The organism is Kitasatospora humi, assembly GCF_020907985.1.
Classification (GTDB): domain Bacteria; phylum Actinomycetota; class Actinomycetes; order Streptomycetales; family Streptomycetaceae; genus Kitasatospora; species Kitasatospora humi.
In genome coordinates this window covers 73,226-89,493 of sequence record NZ_JAJJPA010000016.1, presented here as the reverse complement: position 1 = coordinate 89,493, position 16,268 = coordinate 73,226, and the positions used below count along the sequence as shown (strand labels likewise).

Below are 16,268 nucleotides of genomic sequence, written 5' to 3'. Positions count from 1 at the left end.
GTGGGGGCATGACTGAATCGCCTTCGACTGCCCAGTCCCCCACCACGACCCGGTCCCGAGCCCAGCGGCGGCAGGCCAGAGGCGCCCGCTGGCGCCACTCGACCGTCGAGCTGGCCGCCGTCTTCCTCGCCGTGGCCACCGCCGAACTGACCGCCAACGTGGTCGTGCACGGCCACGACGGTCCGGTACTGCTGATCGCCTCGGCGCTGGCGCTGCTCGCCACGGCCGTGTTCCACGCCTGGTGGGCGCATCGCCATCCCCATGGAGCGCCGCCGCCCACGCCGGAGGGCGAGGCCGGCCCGCCAGCCGGGACCATGCTGTGGCGGCTGCGCACGACCGTGTCGGACGCGCCCGGCAGCCTGGCCGCGGTCTGCACCGCGCTGGCCGCGCTGCGGGTCAGCATCATCTCCCTGCAGACCCATCCGCTGCCCGAGGGCACCGTGGACGAGTTCCTGCTGCGCGCCCCGCGGGAGCTGCCCCGCGCGGGGCTGACCGAGGCGGTGGCGCTGGCCGGCGGCCGGGAGATCTGGACCGACCCGGCCGACGCCCACGACCTGGTCGACGTGCCCACCCACGTGCTGGGCCTGGCCACCCGCACCGCGCTGGACGCCGCCGAACTGCCGGTGGCGCTGCGGCAGCTGTTCGGCCGGCTGACCGTGCGGCACTTCCCGCGCCGCGCCGGCGAGGAGCCGTCACCCGGTCTGGCGGGCCACCTGATGCGGCTGCCGACGCCCGACGGCGCGCTGATCGAGCTCTCCCGGCCGCACCTGCCGTTCACGCCCACCGAGTTCGCCCGGGCCAAGGCCCTGATCGACCTGGACGGGGTGCTCGGCCCGCGGGTGCCCAAGGTGGCCGACCGGTTGCGCGGCCCGGCCGGCACCGAACTGACGGTGCGCCGGGCCGTGCCCGAGGACCGGGCCGCCGCGCTGGCCATGCACCACCGCTGCTCCACCGAGACGCTGCGCCGCCGCTACCACGGCCCGGTGGCGGACGCCGACCGCTACCTGGGCCACCTGCTGGACCCGCGGCACGGCCAGACCCTCGCCGTGGAGACCGCCGACGACGAGCTGGTCGCCCTGGCCCACCTGCTCTGGGACGACGACAGCGCCGAGCTCGCCGTGCTGGTGGAGGACGCCTGGCAGCGCCGCGGCCTGGGCGTCGACCTGCTGCGCCGGATGGCCGCGCTGGCGGCCGAGGCGGGCGTGGCCACCGTCTACGCCGTCACCCAGGCCGGCAACACCGCGCTGATCGGCGCCATGCAGCGGCTGGGGATCCCGCTGGACTACCAGGTGGAGGACGGCACCCTGGTGATCACCGCGCACCTGGCGGGCGCGGCCGACCAGCTGCCCGACCCGTGGCCGAGCCTGCCCGGCCGCCCCTGAGCGCGCACCGGCGCGAGCACCCGGCAGCACCACCGTGGCCGCCCCGCACGCGCGGGGCGGCCACCGCGCGTTCCGGCGGACGGACGGGCCGGCTCGAGCCACCGTCAGGGCGCTGAGCAGTCACGACCGGGGCCCGCGGCTCACCGCGGTCCCGATGAGCCGTTAGGCTGGCCCCGTCCCAGCCTTCCGACGGCCCGCCGGTCCGACCCGGCCCGCGGTCCCCGGGAGGTCGTCAGTCAGAGGAGGAACCCCTGAGCATGCCAGGCACCGATTCGGAGGCCGCGGCCACCGGCGCGCGCGACTCCTCACTGCCCGCCCGATCCAAGCTCGCCGTCACCGCGGGCCGGATGGCTGCCGCCGCCTCGAAGTCGATCGGCCGCGGCAGCGGCTCGGTGATCGGCGGCAAGGTCGCGCTCAAGCTCGACCCCTACCTGCTCGCCCGGCTCGCCGACCACCTGGACGTGGTCCTGGTCTCCGCCACCAACGGCAAGACCACCACCACCCGGCTGATCGCCGAGGCGCTGCGGGCCGCCGGGCCCGTGGTCTCCAACGCGCTGGGCGCCAACATGCCGGCCGGGATCACCTCCGCGCTGGCCGGCGGCTCGGACGCCCGGTACGGCGTCATCGAGGTGGACGAGAAGTACCTGGCGGGCGTCGCCCGGGACACCAGCCCCAAGGCCATAGCCCTGCTCAACCTCTCCCGCGACCAGCTGGACCGGGCCGCCGAGACCCGGATGATGGCCGAGAAGTGGCGCGAGGGCCTGCAGCACACCGATGCGGTGATCATCGCCAACGCGGACGACCCGCTGGTGACCTGGGCCGCCTCCTCCTGCCAGCGGGTGGTCTGGGTGGCCGCCGGGCAGGCCTGGAAGGAGGACGCCTGGTCCTGCCCGTCCTGCGGTGGCGTGATGCAGCGTCCCGGGGACGACTGGTACTGCCAGGAGTGCGGTTTCCGCCGCCCGCAGCCGCACTGGGCGCTGCAGGGCACCCATGTGATCGACCCGAACGGCTCGGCCTGGCCGATCCAGCTGCAGCTGCCGGGCCGCGCCAACCTGGCCAACGCCACCAGCTCGGCCGCGGTCGCCGCGGTCTTCGGCGTGGCGCCGCAGGTGGCGCTGGAGCGGATGCAGTCGGTGACGGCCGTCGCCGGCCGCTATGACGTGGTCAACTACCTGGGTCGTGACGTCCGCCTGCTGCTGGCCAAGAACCCGGCCGGCTGGCTGGAGACCTTCTCGCTGATCGACGGGCCGCCGGCACCGGTGATCCTCTCGGTCAACGCGCTGGACGCCGACGGCACCGACACCTCCTGGCTCTGGGACGTGGACTACGAGCGTCTCCAGGGCCACCCGATCTTCGTGATGGGCCAGCGCAAGCTCGACCTGGCGGTCCGCCTGGAGGTGGCCGGACTGCAGTTCCAGGTGGTCGACTCGGCGGAGGAGGCGGTCCGGATGGCGCCGCCCGGCCGGATCGAGGCGATCGCCAACTACACCGCGTTCCAGCAGCTGCGAAAGGTGGTGGCGGCCGGATGAGCACGCCTCCCGGTTACGGCGGCCACGGCGGGCAGCCGGGCTATGGTCAGCAGCCCCCGGTGCAGCCGGGCTATGGTCAGCAACCCCCGGTTCAGCCGGGCTACGGGCAGCAGCCCCCGGTGCACCCCGGCCACGGCCGGCAGCCCGGCCACCCGGGCCACGGCCAGCAGCCGCCGGTGCAGCCCGGTCACGGGCAGCAGCCCCCCATGCACCAGCAGCCGCCGATGCCCCCGGGCTACGGCCGGCCGCAGGGCGGGCCGGGCGGCGGCTACCAGCAGCAGCCGCCGCAGCCCGGCTACCAGGCGCCGCCGCAGCCGCCTGCGCAGCACCAGCCTGCGCAGCACCAGCAGCAGCAGCAGCAGTACGGAAGGCCTTCTCGGATGAGCGACAGCAGCCTGCGGCTGGTCTGGGTCTACCCGGACCTGCTCAGCACCTACGGCGACCGGGGCAACGCCCTGGTCGTCGAGCGCCGGGCACGGCAGCGCGGGCTAAACGTGCAGCGCATCGACATCCGCTCCGACCAGCCGATCCCGACCAGTGGTGACATCTACCTGATCGGTGGCGGTGAGGACAGGCCGCAGCGGCTGGCCGCCGAGCGCCTTCGCGCCGACTCCGGCCTGCCGCGCGCGGTGGACAACGGGGCGATCGTCTTCTCGGTCTGCGCCGGCTACCAGATCCTGGGCCATGAGTTCATCAACGACCTGGGCGAGCGCGAGCCGGGCCTGGGCCTGCTGGACGTCTGGTCCACCCGCGGCGAGGGCGCCCGCAGCGTCGGCGACGTGCTGGCCGAGTCCGACCCGGTGCTGGGCCTGCCGACCCTGACCGGCTTCGAGAACCACCAGGGCGTGACCCACCTGGGGCAGGGTGTGTCGCCGCTGGCGCAGGTCACCGTCGGCAACGGCAACGGCGACGGGAGCGGCACCGAGGGCGCCTGGCGGGACACCGTCTTCGGCACCTACCTGCACGGCCCGGTGCTGGCCCGCAACCCCGCGGTCGCCGACATGCTGATCAAGTTGGCACTGGACGTGAACGCCCTGCCGGCGGCCGACACCACGTGGTACGACGCGCTGCGCGCCGAACGGATCTCCGCCGTCGGCCAGGGCGCCTGATCGGGAGCTGACGGGCCTCGGCTCCCGCGAGATGAACGTTCACCGGCCGCCGGATGTCCAGCATCCGGCGGCGCGAACGGTCGGCTCGCGAACGTAGGACAATGTGCACCGTCGGATGCAACCCTCCTCGGCAACCGGCACCATCGCGCGGGCGCGCCGACGACGCCGCCCCCGTGCCTGCTCCCGCCCGGCCGGAGGTGGGGGCCGCTACGATCAGTTTCGGCAGAATTGTCCGATTCTGACCTTCGACCTTCCAAAGGTGGTAGTCCGGCCGTCCGGAACCTCCCCCAGCCTCGGGGCTGGGCGGAGCCCCCAAGGGGAGTTGCAGAACTATGCGTATTGGAGTGCTGACCAGCGGCGGCGACTGCCCCGGTCTGAACGCCGTGATCCGCTCGGTGGTCCACCGGGGCGTGGTCGACCACGGCGACGAGATCATCGGTTTCCAGGACGGCTGGCGCGGACTGCTCGAAGGCGTCCACCGACCGCTGACCCTCGACTCGGTGAGCGGCATCCTCGCCCAGGGCGGCACCATCCTGGGCTCCTCCCGGGTGCAGCCCAGCCACCTGCGGGACGGCGTGGAGCGGGCCAAGCGGCACTGCGCGGACCTCGGCATCGACGCGGTCATCCCGATCGGCGGCGAGGGCACCCTCAAGGCCGCCAAGCTGATGAGCGACGCCGGCCTCCCCGTGGTCGGCGTGCCCAAGACCATCGACAACGACATCGCCTGCACCGACGTCACCTTCGGCTTCGACACCGCCGTCTCGGTGGCCACCGACGCACTGGACCGGCTGAAGACCACCGCCGAGTCGCACCAGCGGGTGATGGTGGTCGAGGTGATGGGCCGCCACACCGGCTGGATCGCGCTCAACGCGGGCATGGCGGCCGGTGCGCACGCCATCGTGGTGCCGGAACGCCCGTTCCACATCGACAAGCTCACCGAGGTGGTCCGCGAGCGGTTCGAGCGCGGCAAGAAGTTCGCCATCGTGGTCTGCGCCGAGGGCGCCAAGCCGGAGCCCGGCACCATGCGGTGGGACGAGGGCACCAAGGACATCTACGGCCACGAGCGCTTCACCGGCATCGCCAACCAGCTCTCCCACGAGCTGGAGCACCGCCTCGGCAAGGAGGCCCGCCCGGTCATCCTCGGCCACACCCAGCGCGGCGGCACCCCCACCGCCTACGACCGGGTGCTCGCCACCCGGTTCGGCTGGCACGCCGTGGAGGCCGCGCACAAGGGCGCCTTCGGTCACATCACCGCGCTGCACGGCACCCAGATCAACCTCGTGCCGCTGGGCGAGGCGGTGGCCGACCTGAAGACCGTCCCCGCCGACCGCTACACCGAGGCCGAGACCGTCATCTGACGCGCCGTCGACTCCACGACACGCCCGGGCCGCTCAGTGCCCGGCCCGGGCGCCGCGTGCTCCCGATCTCCTGACCCGGGGACATCCGCCACGCTACAGTGGGCCACGCGCCGGCAAGCTTGGCGCCGGCGGCTTTTGAGGTGTGGGTCTACTGAGGCGATTGAGGTCATTGTGGCGTCTACAGGGCACATTCTGCGGTTCGACGAGGTTCGCGGGTACGGATTCATCGCCCCCGACGGCGGGGGTGAGGATCTCTTCATGCACGCCAACGACCTGCTCGGGGAGAAGCACCTCTTCCGCGCGGGCCTGGCGGTCTCGTTCGAGGCGGAGCAGGGCGAGCGGGGCATGAAGGCCTCGCGCGTACGACTGGTCGACCAGCCGGCCCGGGAGGGCATCGGGGTGCAGCGACCGCCGGCCCCCGTCATCCCGCCGTGGACGACCCGGGAGGAGACCACGGGTGACGGCCTGTGCGACGTCCTGTCGACCGCCGAGTTCCAGCAGGAGCTGACCGAGACGCTGCTGGGCGTCGCGCCGACGCTGACCGGCACCCAGATCCTGGCGATCCGCAAGGCGCTGGTCGGCCTGGGCCGGCAGCACAACTGGATCGAGAGCTGAGACCGCCGCTCTCCGCTCCTGACGTTCCGTCACCACGCGTGGCGCGCCCGCACGGTGCGCCACGCGTGGCGGACCGGCCGGTAGCCTGACCCGGTGCGCAACTCTCCCCGGGGCGGGCCGGCCGGCCACCACCGGGCGGGCTCCTCCCGAGAGATCACACGCTGGTCCCCGTTCATCCTGATCGCCCTGGCGGTGGTCGTCGATGTGTCGACGCCGGGTGCGCAGCGGTTCGACCGGGTGCTGTCGGCCGCTCCGGCGCTCGCCGCCGCCACCTGGAACGTGCCCGCCACCGCCGCGTTCGGCGCGCTGGCCGCCGCATTCGAGGTGCTGCTCAGCTTCACCCGGGGCGGCCCGGTGCGGCTGGCCCCGATGTTCACCGGGCTGCTGGTGATCCTGGCCGTCACCCTGGCGGCCTGCTTCGCCAGCCATGTGCGCCAGGCCAGGGAGCGCGAGCTCGCCGAGATCAGCGCGGTGGCCGACACCGCGCAGCAGGTGCTGCTGCGTCCGCTGCCGCCGCGCCTGGCCGGAGTGGACCTCGATCTGCTGTACGCCGCCGCGGCCGCCCGGGCCCGGATCGGCGGCGACTTCTACGAGGCACTGCACACTCCTCACGGGGTACGGGTGATCGTCGGCGACGTGCAGGGCAAGGGGCTGGCCGCGGTGGAGGCCGCCTCGGTGCTGCTGGGCTCCTTCCGCGAGGCCGCCTACGACGAGCCCGACCTCCCCGGTCTGGTCGACCGGCTGGAGGCCAGCATGCGCCGCTACTCCGAGCGGCTGCCGGAGTCGGAGACCGCCGAGCGGTTCGCCACCGCCGTGCTGCTGGAGGTGCCGCCCGACCAGCCGGTGGCCCGCCTGGTCAACTGCGGGCATCCGCCGCCGCTGCTGCTGCGCGGCGACGGGGTGCGACTGCTGGAGCCGAGCGCCGCCGCCCTGCCGCTGAACCTCTCACGGCTGCTGAGCGACGAGCACCCGGTGGACACCGTCCCGTTCGCTGCCGGCGACCGGCTGCTGGTCTACACCGACGGCGTCAGCGAGAGTCGGGACCGCACCGGCACCTTCTATCCGCTGCTGGAGCGGATCACCGGTTGGACCGGACTGCCGTCCCGGGCGCTGCTCGACCGGCTGCACAGCGACTTGGTGGCCTACGGCACCACGGCGAGCGACGACATCGCGGTCCTGGTGGCCGGGCAGCCCGTGGAGCCGGGCGACCGGTGAGGCGGCCACCCCGGTGACCGTGGCGCGGGCGGGCGCCCGTACTGTGGGAGCCGATGAAAAACGGACGAACCGGACCTGAGGAGGCACCGGGGTCCACCGCCACGAAGGAAAGCAGGGCCGCCGATGGACGGTATGACGGGGATGCACCACCACGGTGGCGGGATGCTCGGGCCGTTCTCGCTGGACTCGGCGCTCACCTGGTCCCCCGACTGGCCGTTCCTGGTGGGCTGCCTGGTGGCGCTCGGCCTGTACGGTGCGGGGGTGGTCCGGCTGGTCCGGCGCGGTGACCGCTGGCCGGTGGGCCGCACGGTGGCCTGGCTGCTCGGACTGTTCACGGTGCTCGCGGTCACCTGCTCGGGATTGAACGACTACGGCATGGTGCTGTTCAGTGCCCACATGATGCAGCACATGGTGCTCAGCATGCTGTCGCCGATCCTGCTGCTCCTCGGCGCCCCGATCACGCTGGCGCTGCGGGCGCTGCGACCGGCCGGCAAGGGGCGGCCGCGCGGCCCGCGCGAGCTGCTGGTGGCGCTGCTGCACAGCCGGTACGTGCGGGTGATCTCGCATCCGGCCTTCACCATCCCGCTCTTCATCGCGAGCCTCTACGGCCTCTACTTCACGCCGCTGTTCGACACCCTGATGCAGTCGCGGATCGGGCACCTGGCGATGATGGTGCACTTCCTGGCCGTCGGGCTGCTCTTCTTCTGGCCGATCATGGGCGTCGACCCGGGACCGCACCGCCCCGGCCATGTGATGCGGATCCTCGAACTGTTCATGGGCATGCCGTTCCACGCCTTCTTCGGGGTGGCCGTGATGATGGCGACCAGTCAGCTGGTGACCACCTTCAACATGGCCACCGCGCCGCCCGGCACCGACCTGATGGCCGATCAGAAGATGGCCGGCGGGTTCACCTGGGCCTTCGGTGAGATTCCGACCGCCGTGGTGCTGGTCGCGCTGGTCTTCCAGTGGGCCAAGTCGGAGCAGCGGCAGGCGACCCGCACCGACCGCGCGGCGGACCGCGACGGGGACGCCGAGCTCGCCGCCTACAACGCCTACCTCGCCTCGCTGGACAAGCGCGGCAGCCGGCCCGCCCAGGCGGGCTGACCGGCCTCGCCGGGCCCGTGCTCGAAGTCCCGTCCACCCGCCCGGGTGGGTGGGACTTCGGCGTCCCCGTGAGTTCGGCGCTGCCGGGTGCTCGGCGTTCCGGGCCGGGCTCGGTCCGGCAGGGCCCGGCCCGGCGACGTGGCCGTGGTTGCAGGGCCGTGGTGACGGGGCCGTGGCAGGCTGGAGAGTGGGTGAGAGCGATGACCGTCTTCCATGCGCATGGCCAGCACCAGATGAGGTTCCGCGACCGCGCGGACGCCGGGCGGCTGCTCGGCAAGCGGGTGGCCGACTGGGCCGCCGACCAGCCGATCGTGGTGGGCCTGCCACGCGGTGGGGTTCCGGTGGCCTATGAGGTGGCCCGGGCGATCGAGGCGCCGCTGGACATCCTGGTGGTCCGCAAGATCGGCGCGCCCGGGCAGCCCGAGCTCGCCCTGGGCGCGGTGGGCGAGGGCGGGATCCGGCTGTTCAACCACGACATCATCACCGCGCTCGGCATCTCCGCCGAGCGGCTGGAGCGGCTGGCCGACGAGACCGCCGCCGAGGTGACCGACCGGACCGGGCGGCTGCGCGGCGACCGCCCGCCGCTGGATCCCACCGGCCGGGCCGTGCTGCTGGTCGACGACGGGATCGCCACCGGCGCCACCGTGCGGGCGGCGATGGCGGTACTGCGGCGGCGCGAGGTCGAGCAGCTGCTGCTGGCGGTGCCGGTGGCCTCGCCGGAGGCACTGCGGCTGCTCGGGCCGCTGGCCGACGACCTGGTCTGCCTGAGCGCACCGCAGGGGTTCATGGCGGTGGGGCAGTTCTACGACGACTTCGACCAGACCAGCGACCAGGAGGTGCGGCGCTTGTTGGGGCTGGCCGGCGGGAACGACGGCGGGTGACGGCTGGACGACGGGTGACGGCTGAACGACGGGTGACGGCTCAAGTGGGAGCGGGGCAAGGATGAGCGGGGCGAGGATGAGCGGGGCGAGCAAGCGCTTGGTTATGCCGCGCCACCCGCGTCCCCGCAGCGCCCCGGCGCCGACCTGCTACCGCGTGCTCAGGACCATCCAGGCACCGGGGTCGGCCAGCGGCTCGAAGCCCACCTTGGCGTAGACGCCGTGCGCGTCGCCGGTGGCCAGCACGATCCGGCGCAGGCCCAGCGGCAGCAGGTGGTCGCGCACCGCCGTGGCCAGCGCCGTGCCGATCCCCTTGCTGCGCACCGAAGGGTCCACGAAGACGTCGCAGAGGTAGGCGAAGGTGGCGTGGTCGGTGACCACCCGGGCGAACGCCACCTGAGCACCGGACGAGCCGTCGTAGACACCGAAGTTGAGCGAGCCGGCGATCGCCCTGTCCTGCTTCTCCCGGGACCGGCCGATCGCCCAGTAGGCGTCCTCGGACAGCCAGCGGTGGATCTGCGCCGCGTCCAGCCGGGCCGGGTCGGTGGAGATCTCGTAGCCGTCAGGCAGTTCAGTACTCATACCGTGATCCAATCAGCAGCCCGGCCGGACCCGCCACAGCGAATCCGGCCGCGACCACTGCCGATGTCCGATCAGGCGGTGACGGTCCAGCTCTGGCCCGGTGCCGAGGAGTTGCCCGGGTTGGTCACCACGGCCGAACCGGCGGTGCTGCCGCTGACGTCCAGCACCATGCCGTTGCCGACGTTGGTGATGGTGAGCGCACCGGCGGTGTTCTGCTGCACCTTCCACTTCTGCCAGGGGTTGCCCGGGTAGTCGTTCAGCAGGTAGGCGGTGTTGCCGGCCTGGGCGCCCGCCGAGAGCACGGCGTGCGTCTGGGCCGAGGTGGTGCAGTTGTCGGTGATGTGCACGGTGCCGTCCGCGTTGGGCGTGAACAGCCACTGCTGGGCCGGGTTGCCGCTCTGGTAGGCGTTGATGTCGGTGTTGCCGTCCACCGGCGCGGCGCAGCCACCCTGCACCTCCAGTGCCTGGCCGCCGGTGCCGCCCGCCGCGATGGTGTGGTACCTGCCGTCGCCGACGATGGGCGGCTGGCCGTTGGTGCCGCCGCTGCCACCGCTCGCGCTGAGCCGGTAGAGCGCCACCCCGTGAGCGGGGATCCAGTTGCCGCCGATGGTCCCGGTGGTGGTGCCGGTGGCACCGCTCCAGATCTCCTTGTAGCTGTAGCTGGAGCCGGTCAGGCCGAGGGCGCTCAGGGTGGTGCTGGGCATCGCCCAGTTGCTCGGGTCCTGGTTGACCAGGGCCACGGCCGTGTCACCGTTGGCCAGTTGGCGCTTGAGGATCACTGGTGCGGTCGGCGAGTCGGGGGCGCTGCCCACCAGGCCGGCCGGCTTGCCCAGGGCGTCCTGGTCGATGGCGATCATGTCGGAGTTCTTCAGGATCGCCAGCGAGGAGGCGTTGATGCCGGTCGACCAGGTGTAACCGCTGTCGGTTTGCTGCGAGTCGGCGGCGGTGCGCAGGTCGGCGCCGGAGACCAGCGGGGCCGCCATCATGGCGAGGATGGAGAGCTCGGTGCGCGATTCGTCGTCGGTGAACGGCTTGTGGCAGGTGCAGGTGTCCGTGACCCCCCACACGCCGGAGGTGTCCTGCCAACCCGCGAAGCTCATGTCCAGGTCGTTCCAGCCGCCGGGCCGGACGTTGCCCGCGTACTGCAGCGCGGTCCGCAACTGCCCGTTGTAGAGCACCCCGTCGAGTTCGCTGTCGCGGTCGCCGCCGATCCGGCACATGTTGGCGACCTGGCCGCACCAGACCCCGGTGGGCGAATAGCCGGGCGCCTGGTACTGCGGGGTGCCGGCGGCGACGATCACCGGGTCGGTGCGGGCCGGGTCGTTGGCGTTCAGCAGGTACGGCACGCCGGTGTGGACGGGCTGGGCGGAGACCGACAGCAGCACCCGGGGCTTGCCCTGGGCGGCCGAGGCGGCGTCCAGCGCGTGCTGGAAGGTCTGGACCCGGGCGTAGATCGACTGGGTGAGCTCCTTGCCCTGGCCCTGGGTGCCGTAGTTGTGGCCGTCGGGTCCGGTGATCGCCGGACCGTACGGACAGTCGTCGTACTTCACGAAGTCGACGCCCCAGGAGACGAAGTCGCTCGCGTCGGTGGTCTCGTGGCCGAGGCTGCCGGGGTGTCCCTGGCAGGTGGTGTAGGTGTCGGTGGCGTAGACGCCGAACTTCATGCCCTTGCTGTGGGCGTACCACGCCAGGTACTGGATCCCGTTCATCGTCTGGCCGTTGACGGTCTGCGAGGGGAAGTTGTCGTTCGGGATCAGGTGACCGGAGGTGGGGTCGTTGCCGGTGCCGTCGGTACCCGACACCGGGTTGCCGTTGGCGTCGTAGAGCTGCAGGTCACCGTAGGAGTTCTTGACGAAGTCCGTGGTCTGGCCGTCGCGGTGGCCCACCGACCAGCCGTCGTCGATGGTGACGGTGTTGTAACCGGCCTGCACCAGGCCGTTGGCGGACATGAAGTCGATGGTCTGCTGGACCTGTTGCTCGGTCACGTCGGTGCCGAGTGAGTTCCAGGAGTTCCAGCCCATCGGCGGGGTGAGGGCGAGGCCGTTGCCGAGTGCCGCCGCCGGCGTGGCACTGCCGAGGGTGAGGGTGGTGAGGGCGGAGGCGGCGAGCGCCATGGTGGCCAGTGCACCGGCGAGTTGTTTCAGCGGAACACGCATGTGGGGGGGCTCCAGAAGTGGAGTGAGTGGGGGTGGCCTGGTCAGGCCGGCCGCCGGACCGGCCTGACCAGGGGCAGTTGACGCGGCGTCAGCCCTCGTGAGCCGAGGCGTCGTCGATCAGGAAGGCGGTCGTGGGGGTCGAACCGCTCTCGTGGGACACCAACTTGAGGGTGATGGTCGTGCCCCAGCCGACCTGGCCGATGTACGGGGCCAGGTCGACGGACTGCTGCTGGTAGCCCGGCTGGCTGCCCGCGCTGCTCCAGGTCTTCACCACGCCCAGCTCATGGCCGTCGTACTGCGAGTAGGCGATCAGCTGGAGGGTGTCGGGGTTGCCGCCCGTGGTGTTGCTGGACTCGGTGTCCAACCAGAACGAGAAGTTGGCGCTCCGGTAGCCCGGGTAGGTGTTCAGCGAGGTGGTGATCGAGTCGTCGGCGCCGCTGCCGTTCTGGCCGAGCCACGCGTACCACATGCCGGTGTGCGCCGAGTGCAGGCTGGACGGCGTGACGATGTTGTAGCCGGACGGGCTCCACGCGTCGGTCATCACGGTGTGGTCGACGTCGGCCGAGCCGTTCTCGAAGCCCGGGTCGATCAGCTGCTCCGGGCCGCCGGTGCAACCGGTCTGGCCGGAACCGATGTTCTCCCAGAAGCCGGTGCTGGCGGTGCGGCCGCCCGCGTCCGTGGCGTTGACGGTGATCCGCTGCCAGCCGTTGGTGCCGGAGCTGGTGCCGGTGATGGCACCGGTGCCGGAGTTGATGCTCAGGCCGTTCGGCAGTCCGGTGGCGCTGTAGCTGACCGTCGCGCCGGAGCTGTCCGCCGCCACCGCGCCGATGTTGACCGGGGAGTTGGGAGCGTCGGTCCGGTCGCACATCACGCTCAGGGTGAGGGTCGGCCCGGTCACGATCGGGTCCGAGGACTGGCACAGGTGGTCGCTGTTGGACCAGAGCGTCTGCAGCGGGAACGAGCCGGTGGAGAGGTTCTCGAAGAACAGCCCGCCGTTGGCGCCCTGGGGGATCCAGGCGCACTTGTCCGCGATCTCCTGGCCGGTGGCGTCGGTCCAGCCGCCCGGGGTGTTGGGGTCGGTCAGCGTCTCGGCGTACTCGTGGCCGCCGATGATGCCGTAGCCGTCCAGCTTGCCGCGCGCGGTGTTCTCACCGAACCAGTTGGCGCCGCAGCCGGCCACGTCGGGCAGGTACGGCATGTTGGTGTAGGCGAGCGAACCGTACTGGGTGTGCTGGAAGTCGTGCCAGGCGCAGTAGCCCAGGTCCTTCCACTTGTCCGGGTTGGTGCCCTGCGGCGAGTCGATGATGTACTGCACGTTGCGGTTCTGAGCCTCGGTGAGGTTGCCGAAGTGCTGGGCGGCGGCGAGCACTTCGGCACCCAGCTGGGGCTCGGTGGCGGCCTGCGGGGCCGCGGCCGCGTTGTCCACCCAGACGCCGGCCAGCACGCTGCCGGGCTGCGGGTACTGGATGTGGGCGGCACTGGCGGGACACTGGATGCTGCCCGCCTGGATCCCCTCGCAGTACTGGGTCAGCACGGCGCTCCAGCCGTCGCCGGCGCTGCCCAGGCCCTTGAAGAAGTCCTGCTGGTAGGCGGCCGCGCCGTCCGGGTCGCCGGAGGGCACCACGTCACCGCTGGAGTTGGTCGACGGCGTGCCCCACTGGGAGCCCCACAGCACCAGGTAGACCTTGGGCGGGCCGGTGACGATGCCCGCCGAGTCCTGCGCGCCCTTGTAAGTCATCTGCAGGTCGTACTCGTTGGCCACCGAGCCGTCGCCCTGCGGACCGGGGTCGGCCCCGTCGGCGGTCTGCGGGGTGACCTTGCCGCCACCCTTGCCGGCGGTCGCGATCGGTCCGGTCTTGGCGGCGCGCGGCTTGAAGGCCGCGGCCTTGTGCGGGCCCTGGGCGGTGGGAGTGTCCGGCCTGGCCTGGGCCTGAACGGTTCCGTGGGTGGCGGGGTGGGGGTCGGCCATCGCGGCCAGCGGGCTCGCCAGCCCGGCTGCGGCCAGGCCGGCGGCGAGGCCGACCATCAGGGTTCGCCTACTGCGCAGCAGCAGGCCGGCTCGATGTCTGAGCACGTGTCACATTCCTTCTGGGGTCGCGAAAGCACCCGGCTCGACCGCGGACGGCATCGGGCGGGGGCAAGGAAATGCGGTGGGGGACACGAGGGCAGCACTCGGGGAGGTGCCGTCGACGAGGCACTGCATGGGGGAGACTGCGCGGCTGCAGCCGCACCGCCAGGTGGGGCGGCAGTGCCATACGATATTGCACTGACAGGGTGTCGACAAGAGTCCACACAAGCACTCGTGCCCACGCGATCAATCTGTTTGTTCGTGATTGCTTCTGTGCGCATGCGATCGCCGTTGCATGAGTGCCAGGTTTGAGCGGCGGTGCGCCACGCCAGGTATCCGGAATGACGCCAACCACGCACCAGTACTCAGCCGAGGTCCGCGACGCACTCGACCGGGGCGCGCCGGTGGTCGCGCTGGAATCGACGATCATCGCGCACGGTCTCCCCCGCCCCCGCAACCGGGAGGTCGCCGGCGAGTTGGAGGAACTGGTCCGGGCGAACGGCGCGGTGCCCGCCACCATCGCGGTGCTGGACGGCACCGTCCGGATCGGCCTGGACGCCGTCGGGCTGGACCGGGTGGCCAACCAGGAGGGCCTGCGCAAGTTCGGCTTCCGCGACCTCGCGCCCGCGCTGGCCACCGGCACCAGCGGTGCCACGACCGTCTCCGGCACCGCCTTCCTGGCGGCGCGGGCCGGGATCCGGGTCTTCGCCACCGGCGGACTGGGCGGCGTGCACCGGGACTGGACCACCACCCAGGACGAGTCGGCCGACCTGGGGCTGCTGGCCCGCACCCGGATCACCGTGGTCTGCGCGGGCGTGAAGTCGATCCTGGACGTCCCGGCGACCCTGCAGCGCCTGGAAACCCTCGGAGTCGGCGTCATCGGTTTCGGCACCGACGAGTTCCCGGGCTTCTACCTGAGCAGTTCGGGCAACCCGGTGGACTGGACGCTGCACGAGCCCGCGCAGGTGGCCGCGGTGATGCGGGCCCAGGACTCCCTCGGCGGGCCCGAGTCGGCGTTGGTGGTGGCGAATCCGGTGCCACGCGAGGAGCAGTTGGATCCGCTGCTGCACGACCGGGTGCTGGCCGACGGGCTCGCCGCCGCCGCTCGGCAGGGCGTCACCGGGCAGGCCGTCACCCCGTTCCTGCTCGCCCACCTCACCGAGCACACCAAGGGCGCCTCGTTGGAAGCCAATCTCGCCGCGGTGCGCGGCAACGTCCGGCTGGCGGCCCGGATCGCCGCCGCCTGGGCGGGCGCGTGAACGGCCTCCTGGTGATCGGCAACGTGGTCACCGATGTGGTCGCCCGGCATCGCGGGCCGCTGGCGCCGAACACCGACACGCCCGCCCGGATCACCCTGATGCCCGGTGGCGCGGCGGGCAACACCGCTGCCTGGGCGGCGCGTTCGGGAGCTCGGGAGGTGCGGGTACTGGCCCGGGTGGGGGCCGACTCGGCCGACTGGCACCGCGCCGCGCTGGCGGCCGCCGGAGTGACGGCGCAACTGGTGGTGGCGCCGGAGCAGCCGACCGGGGTGGTGATAGCGCTGGTGGACGAGACGGCCGAGCGCAGCATGGTGACCGATGTCGGGGCCGCGTCCGGGTTGCGGCTGGCGGACTGGGATCCGGGGCTGCTGGCGGGAGTCGGCCGCCTCCATCTCTCCGGCTACCTGCTCTTTCCGCCCGCCGGACGGGAGTTGGCACGGGCGGCGATCGCGGCTGCGCGGGCCGCCGGGGTGCCGGTGAGCGTGGACCCGGCCTCCACGGGCTTCCTGGGGGAGTTGGGGGTGCCGGCGTTCCGTGCGGCCGTGACCGGGATCGACGTGCTGCTGCCCAACCTGGAGGAGGCCCGACTACTCAGCGGCGAGGCCGAACCGGAGGCGGCGGCGATCGCGCTCAGCCAGTGGGCCGGCACCGCGGTGGTCAAGCTCGGGGCGGCGGGTGCCATCGCCGCCCGGGCCGGTGCGGTGGTCGCCCGCGCGGCCGGGGTGCCGACCGCGGCGGTGGACAGCACCGGGGCGGGTGACGCCTTCGCCGGCGGGTACCTGGCGGCGCTGCTGGCCGGGGCGGACCAGCAGCGGGCGCTGGCAGCGGGGTGTGCGGCCGGCGCGCAGGCGGTGGCGGTGGTGGGCGCGCGGCCCACCGTCGGGTGACGGGCTGCTGGTCGGCCCCGGCCGGCAACCGGTCGGCCACCGCTGCGCTGGACCACCGCGTCGACCGGCCCGATCGGCCACCGCCCGCGCACCGCCACCGTGCCGGTGAACCACCCCGTCCACCGG

Annotated in this window: 14 protein-coding genes; 10 read left to right on the top strand and 4 right to left on the bottom strand. The window is 72.6% G+C overall.

The features are described from left to right. The first annotated feature begins 8 nt into the window (after nucleotides 1–8). Both LN042_RS17545 and LN042_RS17540 read left to right on the top strand, forming a co-directional pair. The gene (locus LN042_RS17545; RefSeq protein WP_230052173.1) at nucleotides 9–1,382 is read left to right on the top strand and encodes a GNAT family N-acetyltransferase; all 1,374 of its coding nucleotides are present in this window, start codon (nucleotides 9–11) and stop codon (nucleotides 1,380–1,382) included. Nucleotides 1,383–1,639: 257 nt separating this feature from the next. Next, the gene (locus tag LN042_RS17540) at nucleotides 1,640–2,911 is read left to right on the top strand and encodes a MurT ligase domain-containing protein (protein ID WP_230052172.1); all 1,272 of its coding nucleotides are present in this window, start codon (nucleotides 1,640–1,642) and stop codon (nucleotides 2,909–2,911) included. On the opposite strand, the gene LN042_RS17535 is transcribed toward LN042_RS17540, so the two are convergent. Then, a complete protein-coding gene (locus tag LN042_RS17535) occupies nucleotides 2,866–3,102 on the bottom strand; it encodes a hypothetical protein (RefSeq protein WP_230052171.1) in 237 nt (78 codons plus the stop codon). The two genes, LN042_RS17540 and LN042_RS17535, sit on opposite strands and share 46 nt — an antisense overlap. A gap of 189 nt (nucleotides 3,103–3,291) precedes the next feature. Between LN042_RS17535 and LN042_RS17530 the strand changes: the two genes are divergently transcribed. The 6 genes from LN042_RS17530 to LN042_RS17505 all read left to right on the top strand — a co-directional run bounded on the left by LN042_RS17530 (nucleotide 3,292) and on the right by LN042_RS17505 (nucleotide 9,193). Continuing rightward, nucleotides 3,292–4,020, top strand: coding sequence for a type 1 glutamine amidotransferase (locus tag LN042_RS17530; protein ID WP_230052232.1), 729 nt, complete (start codon nucleotides 3,292–3,294; stop codon nucleotides 4,018–4,020). A 332-nt stretch (nucleotides 4,021–4,352) separates the two neighbouring features. Next, on the top strand, nucleotides 4,353–5,378 hold the full coding sequence (locus LN042_RS17525) for a 6-phosphofructokinase (RefSeq protein WP_230052170.1): 1,026 nt from the start codon (nucleotides 4,353–4,355) through the stop codon (nucleotides 5,376–5,378). Nucleotides 5,379–5,549: 171 nt separating this feature from the next. After that, the gene (locus LN042_RS17520) at nucleotides 5,550–5,993 is read left to right on the top strand and encodes a cold-shock protein (RefSeq protein ID WP_230052169.1); all 444 of its coding nucleotides are present in this window, start codon (nucleotides 5,550–5,552) and stop codon (nucleotides 5,991–5,993) included. A 93-nt stretch (nucleotides 5,994–6,086) separates the two neighbouring features. Beyond that, nucleotides 6,087–7,208 (top strand): PP2C family protein-serine/threonine phosphatase, encoded by a 1,122-nt coding sequence (locus tag LN042_RS17515; RefSeq protein ID WP_230052168.1) that lies wholly within the window; start codon nucleotides 6,087–6,089, stop codon nucleotides 7,206–7,208. Between the two features lie 141 nt (nucleotides 7,209–7,349). Further along, a complete protein-coding gene (locus LN042_RS17510; protein ID WP_230052231.1) occupies nucleotides 7,350–8,312 on the top strand; it encodes a cytochrome c oxidase assembly protein in 963 nt (320 codons plus the stop codon). A 200-nt stretch (nucleotides 8,313–8,512) separates the two neighbouring features. Next, nucleotides 8,513–9,193 carry a phosphoribosyltransferase gene (locus LN042_RS17505; RefSeq protein WP_230052167.1) on the top strand — a complete coding sequence of 227 codons (681 nt, stop codon included), beginning with the start codon at nucleotides 8,513–8,515 and terminating at the stop codon, nucleotides 9,191–9,193. Between the two features lie 147 nt (nucleotides 9,194–9,340). Here the strand turns inward: LN042_RS17505 and LN042_RS17500 are convergent, their stop codons facing one another. The 3 genes from LN042_RS17500 to LN042_RS37745 all read right to left on the bottom strand — a co-directional run bounded on the left by LN042_RS17500 (nucleotide 9,341) and on the right by LN042_RS37745 (nucleotide 14,002). Further along, nucleotides 9,341–9,772: a GNAT family N-acetyltransferase gene (locus LN042_RS17500; RefSeq protein WP_230052166.1), complete on the bottom strand. Its 432-nt coding sequence runs from the start codon at nucleotides 9,770–9,772 to the stop codon at nucleotides 9,341–9,343. Nucleotides 9,773–9,843: 71 nt separating this feature from the next. Beyond that, a complete protein-coding gene (locus tag LN042_RS17495; protein ID WP_230052165.1) occupies nucleotides 9,844–11,928 on the bottom strand; it encodes an alpha-galactosidase in 2,085 nt (694 codons plus the stop codon). A gap of 88 nt (nucleotides 11,929–12,016) precedes the next feature. Then, entirely contained in the window at nucleotides 12,017–14,002 is a 1,986-nt protein-coding gene (locus LN042_RS37745) for an Ig domain-containing protein (protein ID WP_230052164.1), read from the bottom strand. A gap of 335 nt (nucleotides 14,003–14,337) precedes the next feature. On the opposite strand from LN042_RS37745, the gene LN042_RS17485 reads away from it, so the two are divergent. Both LN042_RS17485 and LN042_RS17480 read left to right on the top strand, forming a co-directional pair. Further along, entirely contained in the window at nucleotides 14,338–15,255 is a 918-nt protein-coding gene (locus LN042_RS17485; protein WP_230052163.1) for a pseudouridine-5'-phosphate glycosidase, read from the top strand. Then, a complete protein-coding gene (locus LN042_RS17480) occupies nucleotides 15,252–16,142 on the top strand; it encodes a carbohydrate kinase family protein (protein WP_230052162.1) in 891 nt (296 codons plus the stop codon). The genes LN042_RS17485 and LN042_RS17480 overlap by 4 nt, the downstream gene beginning before the upstream one ends. Nucleotides 16,143–16,268 lie beyond the last annotated feature (126 nt).

Coding starts and splice junctions, on each gene's coding strand:
- LN042_RS17545 (WP_230052173.1), top strand. CDS start 9: ATGACTGAATCGCCTTCGACTGCCCAGTCCCCCACCACGACCCGGTCC.
- LN042_RS17540 (WP_230052172.1), top strand. CDS start 1,640: ATGCCAGGCACCGATTCGGAGGCCGCGGCCACCGGCGCGCGCGACTCC.
- LN042_RS17530 (WP_230052232.1), top strand. CDS start 3,292: ATGAGCGACAGCAGCCTGCGGCTGGTCTGGGTCTACCCGGACCTGCTC.
- LN042_RS17525 (WP_230052170.1), top strand. CDS start 4,353: ATGCGTATTGGAGTGCTGACCAGCGGCGGCGACTGCCCCGGTCTGAAC.
- LN042_RS17510 (WP_230052231.1), top strand. CDS start 7,350: ATGCACCACCACGGTGGCGGGATGCTCGGGCCGTTCTCGCTGGACTCG.
- LN042_RS17505 (WP_230052167.1), top strand. CDS start 8,513: ATGACCGTCTTCCATGCGCATGGCCAGCACCAGATGAGGTTCCGCGAC.
- LN042_RS17500 (WP_230052166.1), bottom strand. CDS start 9,772: ATGAGTACTGAACTGCCTGACGGCTACGAGATCTCCACCGACCCGGCC.
- LN042_RS17495 (WP_230052165.1), bottom strand. CDS start 11,928: ATGCGTGTTCCGCTGAAACAACTCGCCGGTGCACTGGCCACCATGGCG.
- LN042_RS17485 (WP_230052163.1), top strand. CDS start 14,338: ATGACGCCAACCACGCACCAGTACTCAGCCGAGGTCCGCGACGCACTC.